The organism is Streptomyces puniciscabiei (assembly GCF_006715785.1).
Lineage (GTDB): Bacteria > Actinomycetota > Actinomycetes > Streptomycetales > Streptomycetaceae > Streptomyces > Streptomyces puniciscabiei.
Genome location: NZ_VFNX01000007.1, coordinates 45639 through 61915, shown reverse-complemented (window position 1 = coordinate 61915; position 16277 = coordinate 45639). Strand labels below are relative to the sequence as shown.

The 16277-nt window shown below is 71.5% G+C and carries 15 protein-coding genes; 7 read left to right on the top strand and 8 right to left on the bottom strand.

What is annotated here, in order from left to right:
* Positions 1 to 45 precede the first annotated feature (45 nt).
* The 4 genes from fabD to FB563_RS41435 all read right to left on the bottom strand — a co-directional run bounded on the left by fabD (position 46) and on the right by FB563_RS41435 (position 5001).
* On the bottom strand, positions 46 to 1044 hold the full coding sequence (gene fabD, locus FB563_RS41450; protein WP_199832782.1) for an ACP S-malonyltransferase: 999 nt from the start codon (positions 1042 to 1044) through the stop codon (positions 46 to 48).
* Positions 1044 to 1286, bottom strand: a complete 243-nt coding sequence (locus FB563_RS41445) for an acyl-CoA carboxylase subunit epsilon (protein ID WP_055705652.1) — start codon at positions 1284 to 1286, stop codon at positions 1044 to 1046. The genes fabD and FB563_RS41445 overlap by 1 nt, the downstream gene beginning before the upstream one ends.
* A complete protein-coding gene (locus tag FB563_RS41440; RefSeq protein ID WP_055705651.1) occupies positions 1283 to 2923 on the bottom strand; it encodes an acyl-CoA carboxylase subunit beta in 1641 nt (546 codons plus the stop codon). The genes FB563_RS41445 and FB563_RS41440 overlap by 4 nt, the downstream gene beginning before the upstream one ends.
* A 209-nt stretch (positions 2924 to 3132) precedes the next feature.
* Positions 3133 to 5001, bottom strand: coding sequence for an AfsR/SARP family transcriptional regulator (locus FB563_RS41435; protein ID WP_055705650.1), 1869 nt, complete (start codon positions 4999 to 5001; stop codon positions 3133 to 3135).
* Between the two features lie 247 nt (positions 5002 to 5248).
* On the opposite strand from FB563_RS41435, the gene FB563_RS41430 reads away from it, so the two are divergent.
* The 3 genes from FB563_RS41430 (at position 5249) to FB563_RS41420 (ending at position 7275) form a co-directional block, all read left to right on the top strand.
* Positions 5249 to 5719, top strand: coding sequence for a nuclear transport factor 2 family protein (locus tag FB563_RS41430; protein WP_055705649.1), 471 nt, complete (start codon positions 5249 to 5251; stop codon positions 5717 to 5719).
* Positions 5720 to 5795: 76 nt separating this feature from the next.
* Positions 5796 to 6689, top strand: coding sequence for an alpha/beta hydrolase family protein (locus tag FB563_RS41425; protein WP_055705648.1), 894 nt, complete (start codon positions 5796 to 5798; stop codon positions 6687 to 6689).
* 394 nt (positions 6690 to 7083) lie between these two features.
* Positions 7084 to 7275, top strand: a complete 192-nt coding sequence (locus FB563_RS41420; RefSeq protein ID WP_055705647.1) for a hypothetical protein — start codon at positions 7084 to 7086, stop codon at positions 7273 to 7275.
* A gap of 255 nt (positions 7276 to 7530) precedes the next feature.
* Here the strand turns inward: FB563_RS41420 and FB563_RS41415 are convergent, their stop codons facing one another.
* Positions 7531 to 8262 (bottom strand): 4'-phosphopantetheinyl transferase family protein, encoded by a 732-nt coding sequence (locus tag FB563_RS41415; protein ID WP_055705646.1) that lies wholly within the window; start codon positions 8260 to 8262, stop codon positions 7531 to 7533.
* A gap of 20 nt (positions 8263 to 8282) precedes the next feature.
* On the bottom strand, positions 8283 to 8540 hold the full coding sequence (locus FB563_RS41410; protein WP_055705645.1) for an acyl carrier protein: 258 nt from the start codon (positions 8538 to 8540) through the stop codon (positions 8283 to 8285).
* A gap of 432 nt (positions 8541 to 8972) precedes the next feature.
* Here FB563_RS41410 and fabF point away from each other — a divergent pair, with 432 nt between their 5' ends.
* From fabF to FB563_RS41390, 4 genes are all read left to right on the top strand, one after another.
* On the top strand, positions 8973 to 10211 hold the full coding sequence (gene fabF / locus FB563_RS41405; RefSeq protein ID WP_055705644.1) for a beta-ketoacyl-ACP synthase II: 1239 nt from the start codon (positions 8973 to 8975) through the stop codon (positions 10209 to 10211).
* A gap of 482 nt (positions 10212 to 10693) precedes the next feature.
* Positions 10694 to 11899, top strand: coding sequence for an FAD-dependent monooxygenase (locus FB563_RS41400; protein WP_055705643.1), 1206 nt, complete (start codon positions 10694 to 10696; stop codon positions 11897 to 11899).
* Between the two features lie 39 nt (positions 11900 to 11938).
* Positions 11939 to 12652: a serine O-acetyltransferase EpsC gene (gene epsC / locus FB563_RS41395; RefSeq protein ID WP_199832781.1), complete on the top strand. Its 714-nt coding sequence runs from the start codon at positions 11939 to 11941 to the stop codon at positions 12650 to 12652.
* A gap of 55 nt (positions 12653 to 12707) precedes the next feature.
* Positions 12708 to 14048 carry an ATP-grasp domain-containing protein gene (locus tag FB563_RS41390; RefSeq protein WP_142219280.1) on the top strand — a complete coding sequence of 447 codons (1341 nt, stop codon included), beginning with the start codon at positions 12708 to 12710 and terminating at the stop codon, positions 14046 to 14048.
* Between the two features lie 524 nt (positions 14049 to 14572).
* Here FB563_RS41390 and FB563_RS41385 read toward each other — a convergent pair.
* Both FB563_RS41385 and FB563_RS41380 read right to left on the bottom strand, forming a co-directional pair.
* A complete protein-coding gene (locus FB563_RS41385; protein WP_055705640.1) occupies positions 14573 to 15499 on the bottom strand; it encodes a PLP-dependent cysteine synthase family protein in 927 nt (308 codons plus the stop codon).
* Positions 15496 to 16275, bottom strand: a complete 780-nt coding sequence (locus tag FB563_RS41380) for an HpcH/HpaI aldolase family protein (RefSeq protein ID WP_055705639.1) — start codon at positions 16273 to 16275, stop codon at positions 15496 to 15498. The genes FB563_RS41385 and FB563_RS41380 overlap by 4 nt, the downstream gene beginning before the upstream one ends.
* Positions 16276 to 16277 lie beyond the last annotated feature (2 nt).

The window sequence follows — 16277 nt, the reverse complement described above, 5'->3', positions numbered from 1 at the left end:
ATGGACGGTCCGGGATGGTGCGGCCGGCCGGCGGCTGCCGGGGCGTCAGGACGCCAACGGCTCCTGCCAGGCGTCCGAGGTCAGGGAGGAGTGGAGCGCCGTCAGGCGGCGCGGATCCCCGCTGGAGCGGGTGTGGACCTCGTCGAGCGTCTGGCGGGCGAGCCCGCTGAGCACCCGGCCGGGGCCGATCTCGGTGTACGCGCTCACCGGGTGCCGTGCGGCCGTGCGCAGCACCTCGACCCAGCGGACGGGACCGGTGAGCTGGCGCCGCAGCAGTTGCCTGGCCTCCTCGCCCGAGCGGACGTAGGTGCCGGAGACCGAGCTGATCACCGGCAGGAGGGGATCGGCGAACGGCCGGGCGGCGAGCGCCTCGGTGAACTCCTCCTCCACCGCCTGCATCAGCGAGCAGTGGAAGGGGGCGCTCACCTTCAGCGGCACGACCCGCTCGGCGCCGGCGTCCAGCGCGACCCGGCCGGCCTCCTCGACGGCGCGGACGTGTCCCGAGATGACGGTCTGCAGCGGCTCGTTGTAGTTCGCGACCTGGACCAGGCCGAAGCCGTCGGCGCTCTCGCAGGCGGCCAGCACCTTGTCCGCGGGCAGGCCGAGGACGGCCGCCATCGCGCCGGGCACCTCGTCGGCGACCTCGCCCATCAGCCGGCCCCGCAACTGCACCAGTTCCAGGGCCGATTCCAGGGACAGCACCCCCGCGGCCACCAGAGCCGGGTACTCGCCCAGGCTGTGGCCCGCGGTCGCCTCGGGCCGGTAGCCGGCCGTCCGCAGCACTTCCCACACGGCGAGGCTGGTCGTGGCGATCGCGGGCTGGGTGATCTCGGTGCGGGCGAGTTCCGCGGCGCTTCCGCTCACGCAGATCTGCGACAGCGGCAGGCCCAGGATCTCGTCGGCACGGGCGAACAGCCGCCGGGCCGAGGGGTAGGTCTCCAGCAGGTGCGCGGCCATGCCGGGCCGTTGCGAGCCCTGTCCGGGGAACATGGCCAGGCAGCCGGGCTGCGTGCCGTGGCTGTCGAAGCCGGTCCGACCGGTCATCAGGTACTCCTTCCGTGGGTCGGTGCGGGGGTGCGCTGCCAGCCGGCCGCGTCGGGTGCGGTGGCCGGCTCGGGACGGTTCCAGGCGGTGGGCCCGCCCCAGCCGCGACGGGCGGCCTGCGGCGTCTGCTGCGGGTCGGGGGCACGGAGCACCGCGGTGAGCACGACCAGCAGCGCGGCCAGTTCCTCCGGTGTCGGGTTGCCCCGCAGCACCGACAGCGGGGTGGCCGGTGGCGTGCTCACAGCGGCTCGTTTCCGTGCTTGCGCAGCGGCTGCCTGGCCCGCTTGGTGCGCAGCATGTCCAGGGACTTGATCAGCACCCGCCGGGTGTCCGCCGGGTCGATGACGTCGTCCACATGACCGCGCCGGGCGGCGACGAAGGGGTTCATCAGCTGCTCGGTGTACTCGGCGACCAGATCGCGGCGCACCTTCTCCTTGTCCGATTCCGCCGCCGCGTTGATCTGCCGGCGGAAGATGATGTTGGCCGCGCCGTCGGCGCCCATCACGGCCGTCTGGTTGGACGGCCAGGCGAACGACAGGTCGGAGCCGATCGACTTGGAGTCCATGACGATGTACGCGCCGCCGAACGCCTTGCGCAGGATGACCTGCACGCGCGGCACCGTCGCCTCGCAGTACGCGTACAGCAGCTTCGCGCCGCGCCGGATGATCGCGTTGTGCTCCTGGTCGGTCCCCGGCATGAACCCCGGCACGTCGACCAGCGTCACGAGCGGGATGTTGAACGCGTCGCAGGTGCGCACGAACCGTGCGGCCTTCTCCGAGGAGTCGATGTCGAGCACCCCCGCCATGGCGGCGGGCTGGTTGCCGACGATGCCCACCGTGTGGCCGTCCAGGCGGGCCAGGGCGCACACGATGTTCGGCGCCCAGCTCTCCTGGACCTCCAGGTAGTCGCCGTCGTCGACGATGTGGCCGATGACCGTCCTGATGTCGTACGGCGTGCGGTCGTCGACCGGCACCAGGCGCAGCAGCTCCTCGCAGCGCCGGTCCGGTTCGTCCAGGGGCCTCGTGTACGGCGGCATCTCGGCGTTGTTCGACGGCAGGTAGGAGAGCAGTTCCCTGACGCCCTCGAAGCAGGACTCCTCGTCCGGGGCCACGAAGCTCGCCACGCCGGTTCGCGTGCCGTGCGTGTAGGCGCCGCCGAGCTCCTCCTGCGTGATCTTCTCGCCGGTCACGGCCTGCACCACGTCGGGCCCGGTGATGAACATGTTGGCCATGCCCTCGACCATGAACGTGTAGTCGGTGAGCGCGGGGGAGTAGACCGCGCCACCCGCGCAGGAACCGAGCACGACGCTGATCTGCGGCACCACGCCCGAGGCGCGGACGTTGCGGGCGAAGAGCTTGCCGAAGCCCGCCAGGGCGTCGATGCCCTCCTGGATGCGGGCGCCGCCGCCGTCGTTGAGTCCGATGACCGGGGCGCCGACGGAGTCGGCGAGGTCGAGGAGCTGGTGGATCTTCGCGGCGAACGTCGCGCCCAGCGCGCCGCCGCGTACCCGGGCGTCATGGGCGAAGACGAAGACCGTACGGCCGTCGACCTCGCCCCAGCCCGTGATCACTCCGTCGCCCTCGGGGTGGGAGTCCTCCATGCCGAAGCCCGTCGCCCGGTGCTCGGCGAACAGGCCGAGTTCGGTGAACGTGCCCGGGTCGAGCAGCATGTCGATGCGCTGACGGGCCAGCAGCTTGCCCTTGGAGAGATGGCGCGCGTCGGCCTCCGGGTCGTGACCGAAGTGGGCCTCGGCCCGGCGGGCGGTGAGCTCGTCGGTCAGATCCGTCAGCGTCGCGGTGCGTACCGGTGCCTTCGTCGTGATCCCAGGGGCGATCTCGTCGTCAGGCAGCACGGCCTGGGGAGCGTCCGGAAGAGCCATTGCGGTCCCTCTCTGTCCTGCCCTGTCGCTTCGGGGCCTTCGCAGCAACCCTCGGACACGGGGATGGGCGCAGGCCTTGAGCGCGTCTTGACGGGACTGGAGCGGCTCTTGACCGGGGGTGTAATCCCAGGCCGACGCCCATGAACCGGGCGTGGTGACGGGTCCCGGGCGGTGCGCGACGAGCCCTGGACGGACGCCCCCGCAAGGACCTAGGCGGAGGGCTGGACGGCCTCGGGCGCCTCCTCGGGGCGGCCCGTCCTGAGTCCGGCCGCGAAGCTGCGCTGCAGGCCGTCCAGCCGGTAGCGGGTGGGCAGGTCGGCCACGGCGGGCTCGGCCACGGTCAGGAAGTGGGCCTCCACCAGCTGCTCGCAGGCGTCCTCGATCGTGGCGAAGTCCTTGCCCAGCACCGGGCACGCCAGACGGGCGTCGAACTCGGACACCGTCAGGTCGGCCAGGCAGCGCAGCACCTCGCGGGCGTCCTCGGGCAGCGCGTTGTAGGACGCGGTGAAGCTGGCGCGCACGCTCAGCGAGCTGTGCGCCAGCTCGTCGAGCCGCCGCCCCTCGTCGCTCAGCCGGTCCGCGTAGCGGCGCAGCGACCAGTGGGGCCGGGCGTTGAGCCGTACCGCGGCGGCGCGCAGGGCGAGCGGCAGCCCGCCGCAGTACCGGGCGATCGCGGCGGCCGCGGCCGGCTCCTGGGTGATCCGCTCGTTGCCCAGCAGCCGGGCCAGGAGCCGCACACTGTGCCCGTGCGGCAGTTCGGCCAGGTGCAGGACGCGGGCACCGAGCGGCGTGCTGAGCCGGCCTCTGCTGGTGAGCAGCACCGCACAGTCCCCGCTGCCCGGCAGCAGCGGCTGCACCTGCTCGTCGTCGAAGGCGTCGTCGAGCGTGATCAGCAGCCGGCGCCCGGTGAGGGCGAGCCGGTAGACCTCGGCGCGCTCGTCGGGATCGGCCGGGATCTCGTCCGGGTCCGTCCCGAGCGCGCGCAGCAGCCGTCCCAGTACCGCGTGCGGATCCGCGGGCCGTGCGCCGCTGCCGCGCAGCGCCGCGTACAACTGCCCCTCCGGGAAGGCGGACCGGAGCCGGTGCCCCAGGCGCACGGCCAGCGCGGTCTTGCCGACCCCGCCGCCGCCGACGACCAGCACGGCGGGCGGCTGGGTGGCCGAGGGGTGCGTCAGGGTCCGCTGGGCCAGCTCGAGTTCGCGCTCGCGGCCGGTGAAGTCGGGGAGGTCCAGCGGCAGCATGTGCGGTACGGCGGACGGGGGCCGGGCGGGGACGGAAGGCGTCCCACCGCCGTGCGGTTCCGCGCTCCGCTCGGGCATCGGGGCGGGAGCGGCGGTCTCGCCGCGCAGGATCGTCTCGTAGAGCTGCTGCACTCGCGGCGAGGGATCGGTGCCGAGTTCCTTGGCGATCAGCTCGCGCATCGACTGGTAGTGCTCGAGGGCGTCGACGCTGCGCCCCTCCAGATACAGGGCGAGCATCAGGCGTTCGCCGAGCTGCTCGGAGAGCGGGTCGGTCAGCAGGGCGGCGCGCAGCTCCGCGAGGACGGCGGCGGGGCGCTCCAGCCGGATCTCGGTGTCCGCCCATTGGCTGAGTGCCTCGTGGTGCAGCTGACGCAGCGTCTCCCGGACCCGGGCCGCCCAGTCGCTGTGCATGCCGCCCAGGGCATCGCCCCGCCACAGGGCCAGGGCCTGCTGGAGCAGCACGCTGCGTTCCAGGTCGCCGAGGGTCTCCTGCTGGGCGTCCTTGAGCAGGCGGCGGAACCGCACCAGGTCCACCACGCCGGGATCGGTCGAGACCAGGTAGCCGGCCGGCGACCTGACCAGGCTGATCGGCTCGGGCAGTTCCGCCGAGGCACGGGCGAGCGCACGGCGCAGCCGGGTGACGTAGGTGTGGACGACGTTGCGGACCCCGGCGGGCGGCCGGTCCCCCCACACGCGGTCGACGAGGGACTCCAGCGGCACCGGCCGCTCGGGATCGACCAGCAGGGCGCCGAGGATGCTGCGTTGCCGTGCGGGGCCGAGGTCGGCCAGGGCGCTGCCCGTCCACAGTTCTATCGATCCCAGTATCCGGATCTCCATCGAAGACCACCCGTCCCTTCCGTGGCCGGAAAACTAACTCCGGCCGGTGCAGCGCCCCTCGATTCCTGCTCTGCCCCGTCGGAACGGTTCATTCCGCTTCTCCTCCGGTCCGGAGCCGTCGGACCTGCGCCGATCACGGGCCGCGCACGAGCGGCGCTCGCGCTCCAGCGGAGCGCGAGGGACAGGCGAGGGGAGCGGCCTAGCGTCACCTTCCGAACCGAACCAGCCACTGTCTCAAGGAGTCCCCATGGCCACCGAGGAGCACGAGTTCACTCTGCCCGGCGCGGACCTGCCGCAGCCCGACGAGGAGCTGCGCAAGCGGCGCGAGGCGGTCGTCATCGAGCACACCGTCGCCGAGGGCGCCTGGGACATCGACGGAGTGATCGCGACGTTCCCGCGCGGCGGCGTCTACCGGGTCATCCCGTTCGAGGAGTCCCCGCTGATCGGTGAAGAGGCCATCAAGAAGGGCTACTTCGCCGAACTGCAGAAGGCCTTCCCGGTCGCCGACCACAGCCTGTTCCACGTCCACCACACGCCGACCGCCGTGATCGTGGAGGCGCAGTTCCGCGCCAAGCAGGAGGCGGACTGGCGCGGCATCCCCAACCGCGGCAAGACCGTCGACGCCCCTGTGGCGATCTTCTTCCACTTCGACGGCGACGTGCTGATCGACGAGACGCTCTACTTCGACATGGCCACCTTCGCCCGTCAGCTCGCCTGACCCCTCCCGCCGGGGCGCCTGCGCCGGCGCCCCGGAGGCCCGGGCCCCGCCCACCGCCGACCGACAAGGACCACCCATGAGCGTGTCCAGCACGGACCGGAAGACGAAGCCGCTGCCGACCCACTCGGCCGGGGTACGCCCGATCCTCCTCGAGGCCGCGGGCCTCACTCTGTCCGGCCTGCTGGCCGAGCCGCCCGACGGCCCGCCGCGGGCCACCGTCGTCGCCGTGCACGGCGGCGGCATGCTCGCGGGCTACTTCGACGGGCAGGTCCACTCCGACCTGTCCCTGCTCACCCTCGGCGCCCGCCTCGGCTTCACCGTGCTGGCCCTCGACCGGCCCGGCTACGGCAGGTCCGCTCAGCAGATACCCGCCGGCATGACCCTCGGCGAGCAGTCCGCCGTGCTCTCCGCGGCGCTCGACGCCTTCGCCGCACGGCATGCCGTCGGGCGGGGCTATCTGCTGCTCGCCCACTCCTACGGCGGCAAGCTCGCCCTCACGACCGTCGCGGACACCCCCGGTCTGCTCGCCCTCGACGCCTCCGGTGTCGGCCACCGTTTCAGCGTCGCCCCCACCGGCCGCCGGCTTCGCCGCAACCTCGACTGGGAGCGCAACTGGGGCCCGCTGAGCCTGTATCCGGAGGGGACCTTCCGCGCGGCCGAGGCCCTGGTCGCGCCCATGCCCGAGCGTGAGGCCTGCGAAGTGGACCTGTGGCCGGAGATGTTCGAGGACCTGGCCCCCCGGATCGACATCCCGCTGCGGCTGACCTTCGCCGAGCACGAGGGCTGGTGGGTGCACGAGGAGCAGGACCTCGCCCATCTGGCCTCCCGGCTGGCCAAGGCACCCGTGCTGCGGATCGGACACCAGCCCCGCGCGGGCCACAACATCAGCCTCGGCCTGGCCGCACGCTCCTACCACCTGAGCGCGTTCGCCTTCTTCGAGGAGTGCCTGCAGGCCGCCGCGGAGACATGAACCCGGGCGCGTGTCCGAGCCGTACGCACCGGTGCGGGAGGCCTGGTAGCGCGTGCTGTGGGTCGCCGCGTACCCCGATGGACCGCGCGGGGCAGGTGCTCGCCCACACTCCGGTGGGCCGCCGGCGGGGCCGGGAGCGCCAGTTCTTCGAGGAGTGGCTGCAGGCCGGCGCGGAGACATGAACGCGGGCGCGTGTCCCGAAGAGGTGACATGAGCGAGCCGTACGCAGCGCGTGCTGTGTGTTGCGGCGCATCCCGGCGGCCTGGAGGAGGGGCCCGCGGGCGCGTTCACCCTGGTGAGCCGGGGCGGGGCCGGGAGCGCCAGTTCTTCGAGGAGCGCCAGCAGGCCGGCGCGCAGACATGAACGCGTACCCCGGCGGCCTGGAGCAGGGCCCGTGAGCGCGGTCGCGGGGTGGACCGTGCGGGGCAGGTGTGTCGCCCACAGCCCGGTGGGCCGCGGCGGGGCCGGGAGCGTCACCGTGGACCCGGAGGCCACCGCCGTGATGTGCAGCGAGGAGCAGGTGCGCCCCGCGGTCGGGGTGCGGGACGTGGACTTCCTCGACCACCCGGACGGCACGATCGAGTGAGGTCTGCCGTTGCGCCGTGAAAGGGTGCGCTCGATCCGCAGATACCGCCCCGGACGCGCCGGCCCAGCATCGACTTCTACGACCGCCGGCGCAGCGGCGACCGGAACACCGCCGACCACCGCAACGCCGGCGTCGCCCCGCTCGACGCGGCGACCGGCGCCGGCAATCCCCTGGGCCGTGGCCCGAACCGGTCGACGAGGGCTTTGCGGGCACCGGGCCCGAGCCCGGTCGACAGCCCCGTCACCCCGAACCGGGCTAGAAGACCGGTCCGGGCAGCGACAACGCGGCCGACGGCAACGCGGCCGACGGCAACGCGGCGTCCAGGCGCACCGGTTCGGTGGCCACCGCCGAGACCAGGGCGCCCAGGCGGGTGTCCGTCAGGTCCGTGACGTAGAGGTCCTCGAAGCGCACAGGCGCCCCGTCGGCCCGGCCGTCGAGCGGAAGCTCCGAGAGGTCGAGACGGCCGAGCGCGTCCATGTCCGTCCTGCCGATCTTGATCAGCGCCTCCTTGCGCACCCATTGACGCAGGAAGGCGCGGCCGGGGTCCGCGTCCGCGCTCACCAGGGCACGCTCGGCGGCGGTGAGCGCACGGTCCACGACCCCGGGGTCGTAGGCGCGCCCCAGCCGCTCCACGTCGATGCCCACCGGGACACGACCGGCGGCCGCGGCCACCACGCCGTCGGTGTGGGAGAGGCTCAGATGCACGTCAGGACGGCCCGCGAGCAGCGGCCTGCCGTGGTCGGTCCGCCGGCACGTCGGGCAGCGCTGGCCGAAGGGCACCTCGGCCGGGGCGACGCCCAGCAGCCACCCCGCGCAGAACCGGACCAGGACGTGCGCGGCGAGGAAGTCCCGGCGGGCCGGCTCCCGGCGGAACCGCGCGAGGCGCCCCCGTTCCCGGTCGTTCAGCAGGTGCGTCCCCGCCGCCGGATGCCGCAGCACCTCGTCGGTGCCCGCGGCCACGGCCACCGTGACGTCCGTGTCAGCCATCTTCGCGGCGCGGGTCGCCGTCAGCGGCCGTCGGCGCCGGCGAGGACGCGGTCCACCAGCCCGCCGACGGTGACCCCGGCCAGGTCGGCGCGCCGGATGTTCACGCCGTACTCACGTTGCACCGTGACCAGCAGGTCGGCGAGGTCGAGCGAGTCGATCTCCAGCGTGTCGATGACGGTCTCCGCGGAGGTGTCCTCCTCCGGAATTCCGAGGGCGATGAGTTCGGTGCGGATCAGCCCGTGCACGGACTCCGCGGTCACCTCAGTGGACTGGGACATGGAGTTACTCCTCAGGGTTGCGCGGAAAGCGAGCCGCAGGCGATGTGGGTGCGCTTTCACACTCTCTGCAGTCGCACTCGATAAATCCTTGAAAGGTACTGGAAGCATCCTTGATGAATTCGCAAAGAAAACTGGAATTTCGCTGACGGTCGGAGGGGTGGAAACGCGTGGAGCCGATTCCGTTCCGTAGCCGTTGAAGGAGGCTCTGACCTGCATCAACATCGCCGTGTCCAGGGTTCGGGCAGGCCCTGACGGGCATCGAGAAAGGCCCGGAAGGCGGCGGTTGTGGCAAGGCGCAGGTCTTTTCTTGATCTGTGCGATTTCCCACTGTCGCACCGGCTCGCCACGGTGTCCAGATTCGGTCCTGCGGCCCGGAGGATGCCCGTTGGAAGAGTATTGCCCGCGTCGATCGGCCCGCGTATTGTCGGTGCAATGCATGATGACGTCGTAATCACAGGCATAGGCGCGCTGACGCCGGTCGGAAATGACCGGGAGAGCAGCTGGGAAGCGATCGTGGCGGGCCGGTCGGGCATCGCGCCCATCACCGTTTTCGATCCCACGGGACTGGACACCCGGATCGCCGGCGAAGTGAAGTCGTTCCGGCCTTCCGAGCATTTTGACGCCAAACGCACCCGGCGCATCTCCCGGTTCACGGCGTTCGCCGTCGTGGCGGCGCGCGAGGCGGTGGCCGACGCGAAGCTCGACATCGACGACGACAACCGGGACCGGGTGTCGGTCGTGGTGAACGCCGGGGCGGCGGGCTTCGACACCATCGAGGCGGCCACCCGGCTGCTGGTCGACGGCCGGGAGCCGAGCTCCTACTTCGTGCCCTACTCGCTGACGAACATGCCCAGTTGCGAGGTGGCGATCGACCTCGGCATCCACGGCCCCGTCAACGCCAACGCGCTGGCCTGTGCGAGCGGCCTGTACGCGCTGCTGGACGCGCGGCGCCTGATCCTGTCCGGTGAGGCGGACGTGGTGGTCTGCGGCGGCACCGACGCGCAGATCACACGGTCGTTCATGAACGGTCTGTCCACCCTGGGTGCGCTCTCCCGGCGCAACGACGACCCCACCCGGGCGAGCCGTCCCTTCGACGTCGACCGGGAGGGCTTCGTGCTGGGCGAGGGGGCGGTGATCATGGTCCTGGAGTCCGCCGAGCACGCCCGCCGACGCGGGGCCACCCCGTACGCCGCCGTCAGCGGTGGCGCGTTGACCTGCGACGCCTTCCACGTCACCGCCCCGCACCCGGAGGGCGAGTACGCCTCGGCCGCGATCAGCACCGCCGTCCAGCGGGCCGGGATCGCGCCCGAGGACCTCGATTACATCTGCGCCCACGGCACGTCCACCAAGGCCAACGACCGCACCGAGTCCGCGGCCATCCGCGCGGCGCTCGGCGCGGCGGCGGACCGGGTGGCCGTGAGCAGCCCGAAGTCGAGCGTCGGCCATCTGCTCGGCGGCGCGGGCGCCCTGGGCGCGATGGTGTGCGCCATGGCCATCCGTGACGGCGTCGTGCCGCCCACGATCAATCTGGACTCGCCCGACCCCGAGTGCGACCTGGACCATGTGGCCAACGTCGCCCGGCGGATGCCCGTGCGGACGGCGATGGCGAACGCCTTCGGGTTCGGCGGCCAGAACTGCGTCGCGGTGTTCAGCGCACCCGAGCCCGCCTGAGTACTTCCCGGCGCCCGGGTCCGGCAACGCCCACAAGGCCTGCCGGGCCTCGTCCGGTTCGGCCGGCCACCGGCGCCCTGCTGACCGTGGGCCTGATCCCGCCCCCCGATCACCTTCCTCCTGGACTCGGCGCAGGGCGCGGGGCGGGGGCGGAGGGAGGCGTGGGGACGTGCGAGTTCTGGGCGCTCGCCGAGGCGGAGGAGCCGCGGGCCCCGGCCGCGCTGGTCCGGCCCGGCACTCAAGGCCCCCGTACCGGCACGGTCGGCGGCGACCGTCCTCGGGGACCTGCTCGTCGCCGACGTCGCAGCCCGCGCCGCTGAGTTGGCTCGACGATCGCGCTTGCGGAAGGCGCGTGTCTCCGCCACCTCGCGTGCGCCATGCGGCTGAGCAATATCAGAGATGGATGAACGGCCCGGATCGAACACCCTTGTAGTCATGTCTTACAGGAGCACCGACAATCCGGCGGGCCTGGCGGTGCGGCCATGACGGCCAAGCGATTCACCGCGACCGTCGTGGGTGGCGGCATCGGCGGCCTGGCCGCAGCGGCCGCACTCGCACGTTGTGGCCTCGAGGTGACGGTCGTCGAACGCGCACAGAGCTTCGAGCCCGCGGGCTCGGGCCTGATGCTCTACCCGAACGGCGTTGCCGCCGCGGACGCCATCAGCCGTCGGCTCGGCCGGCGCATCCGCGAATCCGGGCACGTGATAGGGCCGGAGGAGGAGCGGCTGCTGCTCAGCGCCTCCGGCCGGATCCTCGCGCGAGAGAAGATCGGCCGACTGGGCTGGCCCGACGGAACCCCGCCGATCTCCATCCTGCGCACGGCCGCACAGGAATCGCTGATCGCCGCCGTCTCCTCCGCCGGTGCCGAGGTCCGGATGGGCACGGTGGTGTCCGACTACACGACGACGGATCGCGGCCCGATCTCCGTGCACCTGTCCGACGGCAGCACCCACACCGCGGACCTGCTGGTGGCCGCGGACGGGATCTGGTCGTCGGTGCGCGAGCGGATGCTCGCGGACGGACCGCCCCGGTACTGCGGCTACACATCGGTACGCAGCCACACGCCGGGCAACTGGCCATGGCCCCAGGGCTTCGTGGCCAACGGCAACGGCGTGCAGATATTCGCCGCTCCGGTCGCCGATGGCACGCTGTACTGGACGGCCAAGATCACCGCTCCTCCCGGAACCTGGCGGCAGCTCGGCCCGGAGGCGGCGCAACGACGGTTGGCGGAGCTGATCGCCGGATGGCCCGACCCGATCGTGCGGCTGATCACCGGCAGCGACCCCGCCGATGTCGCGGTCACGGACGTCCACGACCGTGACCCCGTATCGCGGTGGGTGGACGGCCGCGTGGTCCTGCTCGGCGACGCGGCGCATCCCATGGCCCCGGCCCTCGGACAAGCGGCGAACATGGCGCTCGAAGACGCCGTCGTCCTCGCCTCGGAACTGCGCACGCACGTCGTGAACGGCGGTCGCGGCGACTTCGGTACCGCGCTTCGCGCGTACCAGCGGCAGCGCGTGGAACGCACCACTCGGGTGGTGCTCCTCTCCCGCCGCCAGGGTCTGCTGGACCAGGGAACGGGCACGGTCCGGTCGCTCGTACGCAATACCGCCATGAGCCTGCGCGGGCGCAAGGACGCAGCGCTCCACGAGGTCACTCGGTGGGCCGTCCCCGCTCTTGCGGCGTAACCCCGTCGACGTTTCCAGACACACGGCCGGGAGGACACGATGAACAGGCGACGACGATCCAGCCGAGATCCGTCCCGGCACGATGCCGACTCACCGGCGGGGAATGTCCTGTCCACCAGGCTCCTGGCCGAACGCGGGCGGCAGGAACCGACCCGGGAGCCCGACCCGCCGGAGCGGTACGGACCGGCGGACCTGATCCGGCTTTTCATCGAGGACATCCGCACCATTGTCGAGCGTGACCCGTCCATACGAACGGTCGCGGAAGCCCTGCTGCATCCGGCACTGCCCGCCCTGTGCGTCCACCGCGTGGCGCACCTGCTCCACAAGCGAGGCTCCCGGCTGACCGCGCGTGCCCTGATGGCAGGTGCCCGGGCGCTCACCGGTACGGAGATCCATCCGGGTGCCACGCTGGGCCGCAGAGTATTCATCGATCACGGTGCGGCCGTTGTCATCGGCGAGACAGCAGTGGTGGGCGATGACGTCACCATCTATCACCAGGTCACCCTCGGAGCGGTCGGCTGGCGGCGGGACAACCGCAGGCTGCCCGGAGAACGGCGGCACCCGGTGGTCGGCAGCGGTTGCGTGCTCGGTGCCGGCGCCACCGTACTCGGACCGGTGAACATCGGCCACAGAGCGGTCATCGGGGCACAAGCCGTCGTCCTCACGGACATACCCGATGACACCCATGTGCTACCTGAAAAAGCATTACGCACATCGCATGACGCACTGCCCAAAATAGCGTGGATGCCCTGATCGGCCGGCCTGTCCCTCGCCATCTCGTCCTCGCCCCGGAAAAAGCGGAGGAAGCGTGCAAGCGGATTCGACGGTGCTCCTCGTCGGCGCCACTGAAGGTACGGTGAGAAAGGCGAAGGACCTGGGCCTGCGCGTCCTCGTGCTCCAGCATCCCCAGAAACTTGCGGAGGCGCCGTGCGAACTGGCCGACGTCGTCCGGGCCGTGGACTACACGGATCTGACCGCGCTGGAAACAGCGGCCCGTGAGCTGTGGAAGACAACGGGATTCACCGCCGTTGTCTCCCTCACGGAGCCCGGCCTGGAAGGCGCGGGCCTGCTCAATGATCTCTTCGGCCTGGGCGGCACGGGGCTCGAGGCGGCCAGGCGCTTCAGGGACAAACTGGCCATGCGCCGTCGCCTGGTCGCGGCCGGCAACGGAGCGGCCACCGCCGCCGCGGCGCCGCTGGCGAAGCGACGTGACCTCGACGAGTTCGCCGACGAACACGGCTATCCGTTCGTCATCAAGCCGACGAACGGCACGGGAAGTTACGGGGTGTCCCTGGTCACCGGCCCTGAAGCGGCGGACACGGCATGGCACACGGTGAGTGCGCTGAGCGGGCATCCCATGGCCCGTACGACCATGCCGTTCTCCGTTGATGGCTTCATGATGGAAGAATATGTCGACGGACCTCAATTCAGCGCGGAATCCTTCAGCTTCGACGGCCGTCATGTGCTGATCGGAATCACCGAGACGCAGCTCGCCGCCGACAGTTTCGCGGCTTTCTCCCACGTCATGCCCACCCGGCTGGATGACGCCGCCCAGGCCGGCGTGCTGGACGCCGTGAGTCGTTTCCTCGATGCCATGGAGCTGCGGGACGGGCCCGCGCACACCGAGTTCAGGCTCGGTGAGCGGGGGCCGGTGGTCATAGAGTCGCACAACCGTTTCGGTGGCGGCGCCATCAACCAACTCGTGCGCGGTGCCTACGGAATCGATCTGGAAACCTACGCGCTCGGCTGGCCGTTCAGGCTGGTGCCCGAAATTTCCCGGCCGCCGCGGGCGCGTGGCGCCGCCGCCGTTCGATTCCTGGTCAGCGGCCCGGGACAGGTGGAATCGATAACAGGGGTAGAGGATGCGCGAGCGGAGCCGGGTGTCCTGGCGGCCCAGATGTGGGTGAAGCCGGGCGACACGGTCCGCGCGGTCGAGGATTCCTGGGACCGTCTGGGGCTGGTGGCCGCTGCTGCGGCTACCGGCGACATGGCGGTCCGCCGTGCCGAGGAGGTCCTGCGGGACACCATCCGGATCCAGGTGCGAGGTGAGGACGGCGTGGTGCGGCCCGCACGTATTGCCCTCCCGGACCGTCCTCAGCGTCATCCGGCCCACGGTGAGTCCGCCGTCGCCATGGCCACAGCGGACTGATGCAGGCGACCACCGGACGCGCAGACCCGGGACCGCCCACCTCCTGACCCTGGTCACAGCGGCGTCTCGGCACCAGCGCAATGAAGCTCCGGTGACCGGGTGACCTCGACAAGTCGCCCCGGAGCACCGGAGCTTCGAAGTGCCGCCGGCCCGCCGTCGTCTGCCTGATCAAGTCGCCGCGATCGGAGGGCCGAGACCGGCTGGGGCTGGAGGAACCGGCCGCTCGGCCCGCCGGATCCGCACCCGGCCCGGGCCCCGCACCGCCCCGGCGTTCGCCGTGCGGACCGCGCCGGGGACAGCGACGATCCGCCGGGTTGTTCGGCGCGTCTGCCCCGGTGGGCCGGCCGGTATGCCGCGCGCCTGCCGGCCGCGGTGACCGGCGGGCGGCCAGGTGATCGGCCGGCTGTGGGTGCCGGACAGGACCAACGAAACGGGCCCGGACGCTCTCGGAGAGGGCGGACTCGATTCCCCTCACGCCACCGCAGCGTTCCCCCGGCCTTCACCGCAAGGGAACTGCACCCGTCCTAATCCGCCCCGACCGAGAGATAGCGTTCACCGGAATCGGGAAACACCGAGACGATCGTCGCCTCAGACCATTGCGGCTGCCTGGACACGATACGGGCGGCATGTGCCGCCGCCCCCGACGATATGCCGGCGAGCAGTCCGGTGGCCTGGGTGATCTCCCGGCTCGTGGTGGCCGCGTCGTCGTCCGACACCGCGATCACCTCGTCGATGAGCGAAACGTCCATGATTTCCGAGACGTACCCCGCCCCGATTCCGGGGATGCAATGGGGTCCCGCTTCGCCTCCCGAAAGGACGGCGGACCTGGTGGGCTCGACCGCGACCACATGGACATCGCGTCGTTCCTTGAGGAAACGTGCGACCCCGGTCAGCGTCCCGCCCGTGCCGACGCCGCAGACCAGCACATCAATGTCGCCCGCGGTATCCCGCCACAGCTCGGGGCCGGTGGTCTCATAATGCGCCAGCACATTGGCGGGGTTGGTGTCCTGGTGCGGCAGCCAGGAGCCGGGTATGGACTTCTGCAGCCGCTCCGCGTATTCCCATGCGGCCGGCAATCCGTCGCCATGGGGCACGAACTTGATCTCAGCCCCCAGCTTGCGCAGGATCAGCTGCCGTTCCACCGTGGCGTTGTCCGGCATGACGATGATGCAGCGGTGGCCATGCAGGAGGCACAGCGCGGCAAGGGAGATGCCGGTGCTCCCGGACGAGCACTCGATGACCGTCCCCCCTGGCGGCAGCTCCCCCGACTGCTGGGCGGCACGGAACATGTAGAGCACCGCCCGGTCCTTGACGTTGGCGAGCGGGTTCAGCATCTCGAGCTTCGCCAGGGTCCGCGCACCGGCCGGGACACCCGGCAGCCGATACCGCAGCAGGGGAGTGCCGCCGACCAGTTCCTCCATGGACTGGTAGATCCGGCCTTCCGGGCTCATGAGACTCCCGCCCCCCGGGCCGCTGCCAGGTGCGCGGCCGCGACCTGTTCCAGGTGGGTGATATCGCTGGAAATGGTGGCGAAGGTGTAACCGTCCGACAGCCAGCGGGCCGCGCTCTCCCCGTCCAGGCAGTGGATGCCGCTTGCGATACCCGCGTGTCGTGCGGCTTCGGCGATGGCGGTCGTCGCTTCCAGCAGCGCCGGCTGCACCGCGGGATCACCGAAGTACCGTCCGCCCAGAGCCACGGACAGGTCGGCCGGTCCCAGGTAGACGGCGTCCAGGCCCGGAGTCGCGCAGATCTTCTCCAGGTTGTCCAGGGCGGCCTTCGTCTCGATCATGACGATGCAGACCACGCCCTCGTCGATCTCGGCCGGGACGTCACCGAGCCGGAACTGTGCCCGCACGGGGCCGGCCAGACTGCGGCTTCCGGCAGGCCAGTGCCTGGTGGCCCGCACCGCCGCCGCGGCCTGCTCCGGTGTTTCGACCATGGGCACGATCACGCCACGCGCACCGGTGTCCAGAGCGGCGCCGATGGCCACAGGATCCACGGAGGGAACCCGGATGAGGCCCGCCGCGCGTTGTCCCGCGTCCACCGCCATCATCGCGGCGCTCCAGCCCGGCTGCGACAGCACCCCGTGCTGCCCGTCGACCCCGATGTAGTCATAGCCGAGCCGGGCGATGCGTTCGACCGCGACCGGGTTGTCACACGCGATCCAGTAACCGGCAAGCTGCTCGCGGGCGCGAAGCCGCCGGGCGAACGAATCCGGTGTCGCCATGT

Excerpts from the sequence above, each read along its gene's own strand:
- FB563_RS41385 (WP_055705640.1), bottom strand. The coding sequence starts at position 15,499 with ATGAGCCCGGAAGGCCGGATCTACCAGTCCATGGAGGAACTGGTCGGC.
- FB563_RS41410 (WP_055705645.1), bottom strand. The coding sequence starts at position 8,540 with ATGTCCCAGTCCACTGAGGTGACCGCGGAGTCCGTGCACGGGCTGATC.
- FB563_RS41435 (WP_055705650.1), bottom strand. The coding sequence starts at position 5,001 with ATGGAGATCCGGATACTGGGATCGATAGAACTGTGGACGGGCAGCGCC.
- FB563_RS41380 (WP_055705639.1), bottom strand. The coding sequence starts at position 16,275 with ATGGCGACACCGGATTCGTTCGCCCGGCGGCTTCGCGCCCGCGAGCAG.
- fabD (WP_199832782.1), bottom strand. The coding sequence starts at position 1,044 with ATGACCGGTCGGACCGGCTTCGACAGCCACGGCACGCAGCCCGGCTGC.
- FB563_RS41440 (WP_055705651.1), bottom strand. The coding sequence starts at position 2,923 with ATGGCTCTTCCGGACGCTCCCCAGGCCGTGCTGCCTGACGACGAGATC.
- FB563_RS41430 (WP_055705649.1), top strand. The coding sequence starts at position 5,249 with ATGGCCACCGAGGAGCACGAGTTCACTCTGCCCGGCGCGGACCTGCCG.
- FB563_RS41425 (WP_055705648.1), top strand. The coding sequence starts at position 5,796 with ATGAGCGTGTCCAGCACGGACCGGAAGACGAAGCCGCTGCCGACCCAC.
- epsC (WP_199832781.1), top strand. The coding sequence starts at position 11,939 with ATGAACAGGCGACGACGATCCAGCCGAGATCCGTCCCGGCACGATGCC.
- FB563_RS41400 (WP_055705643.1), top strand. The coding sequence starts at position 10,694 with ATGACGGCCAAGCGATTCACCGCGACCGTCGTGGGTGGCGGCATCGGC.
- FB563_RS41415 (WP_055705646.1), bottom strand. The coding sequence starts at position 8,262 with ATGGCTGACACGGACGTCACGGTGGCCGTGGCCGCGGGCACCGACGAG.
- fabF (WP_055705644.1), top strand. The coding sequence starts at position 8,973 with ATGCATGATGACGTCGTAATCACAGGCATAGGCGCGCTGACGCCGGTC.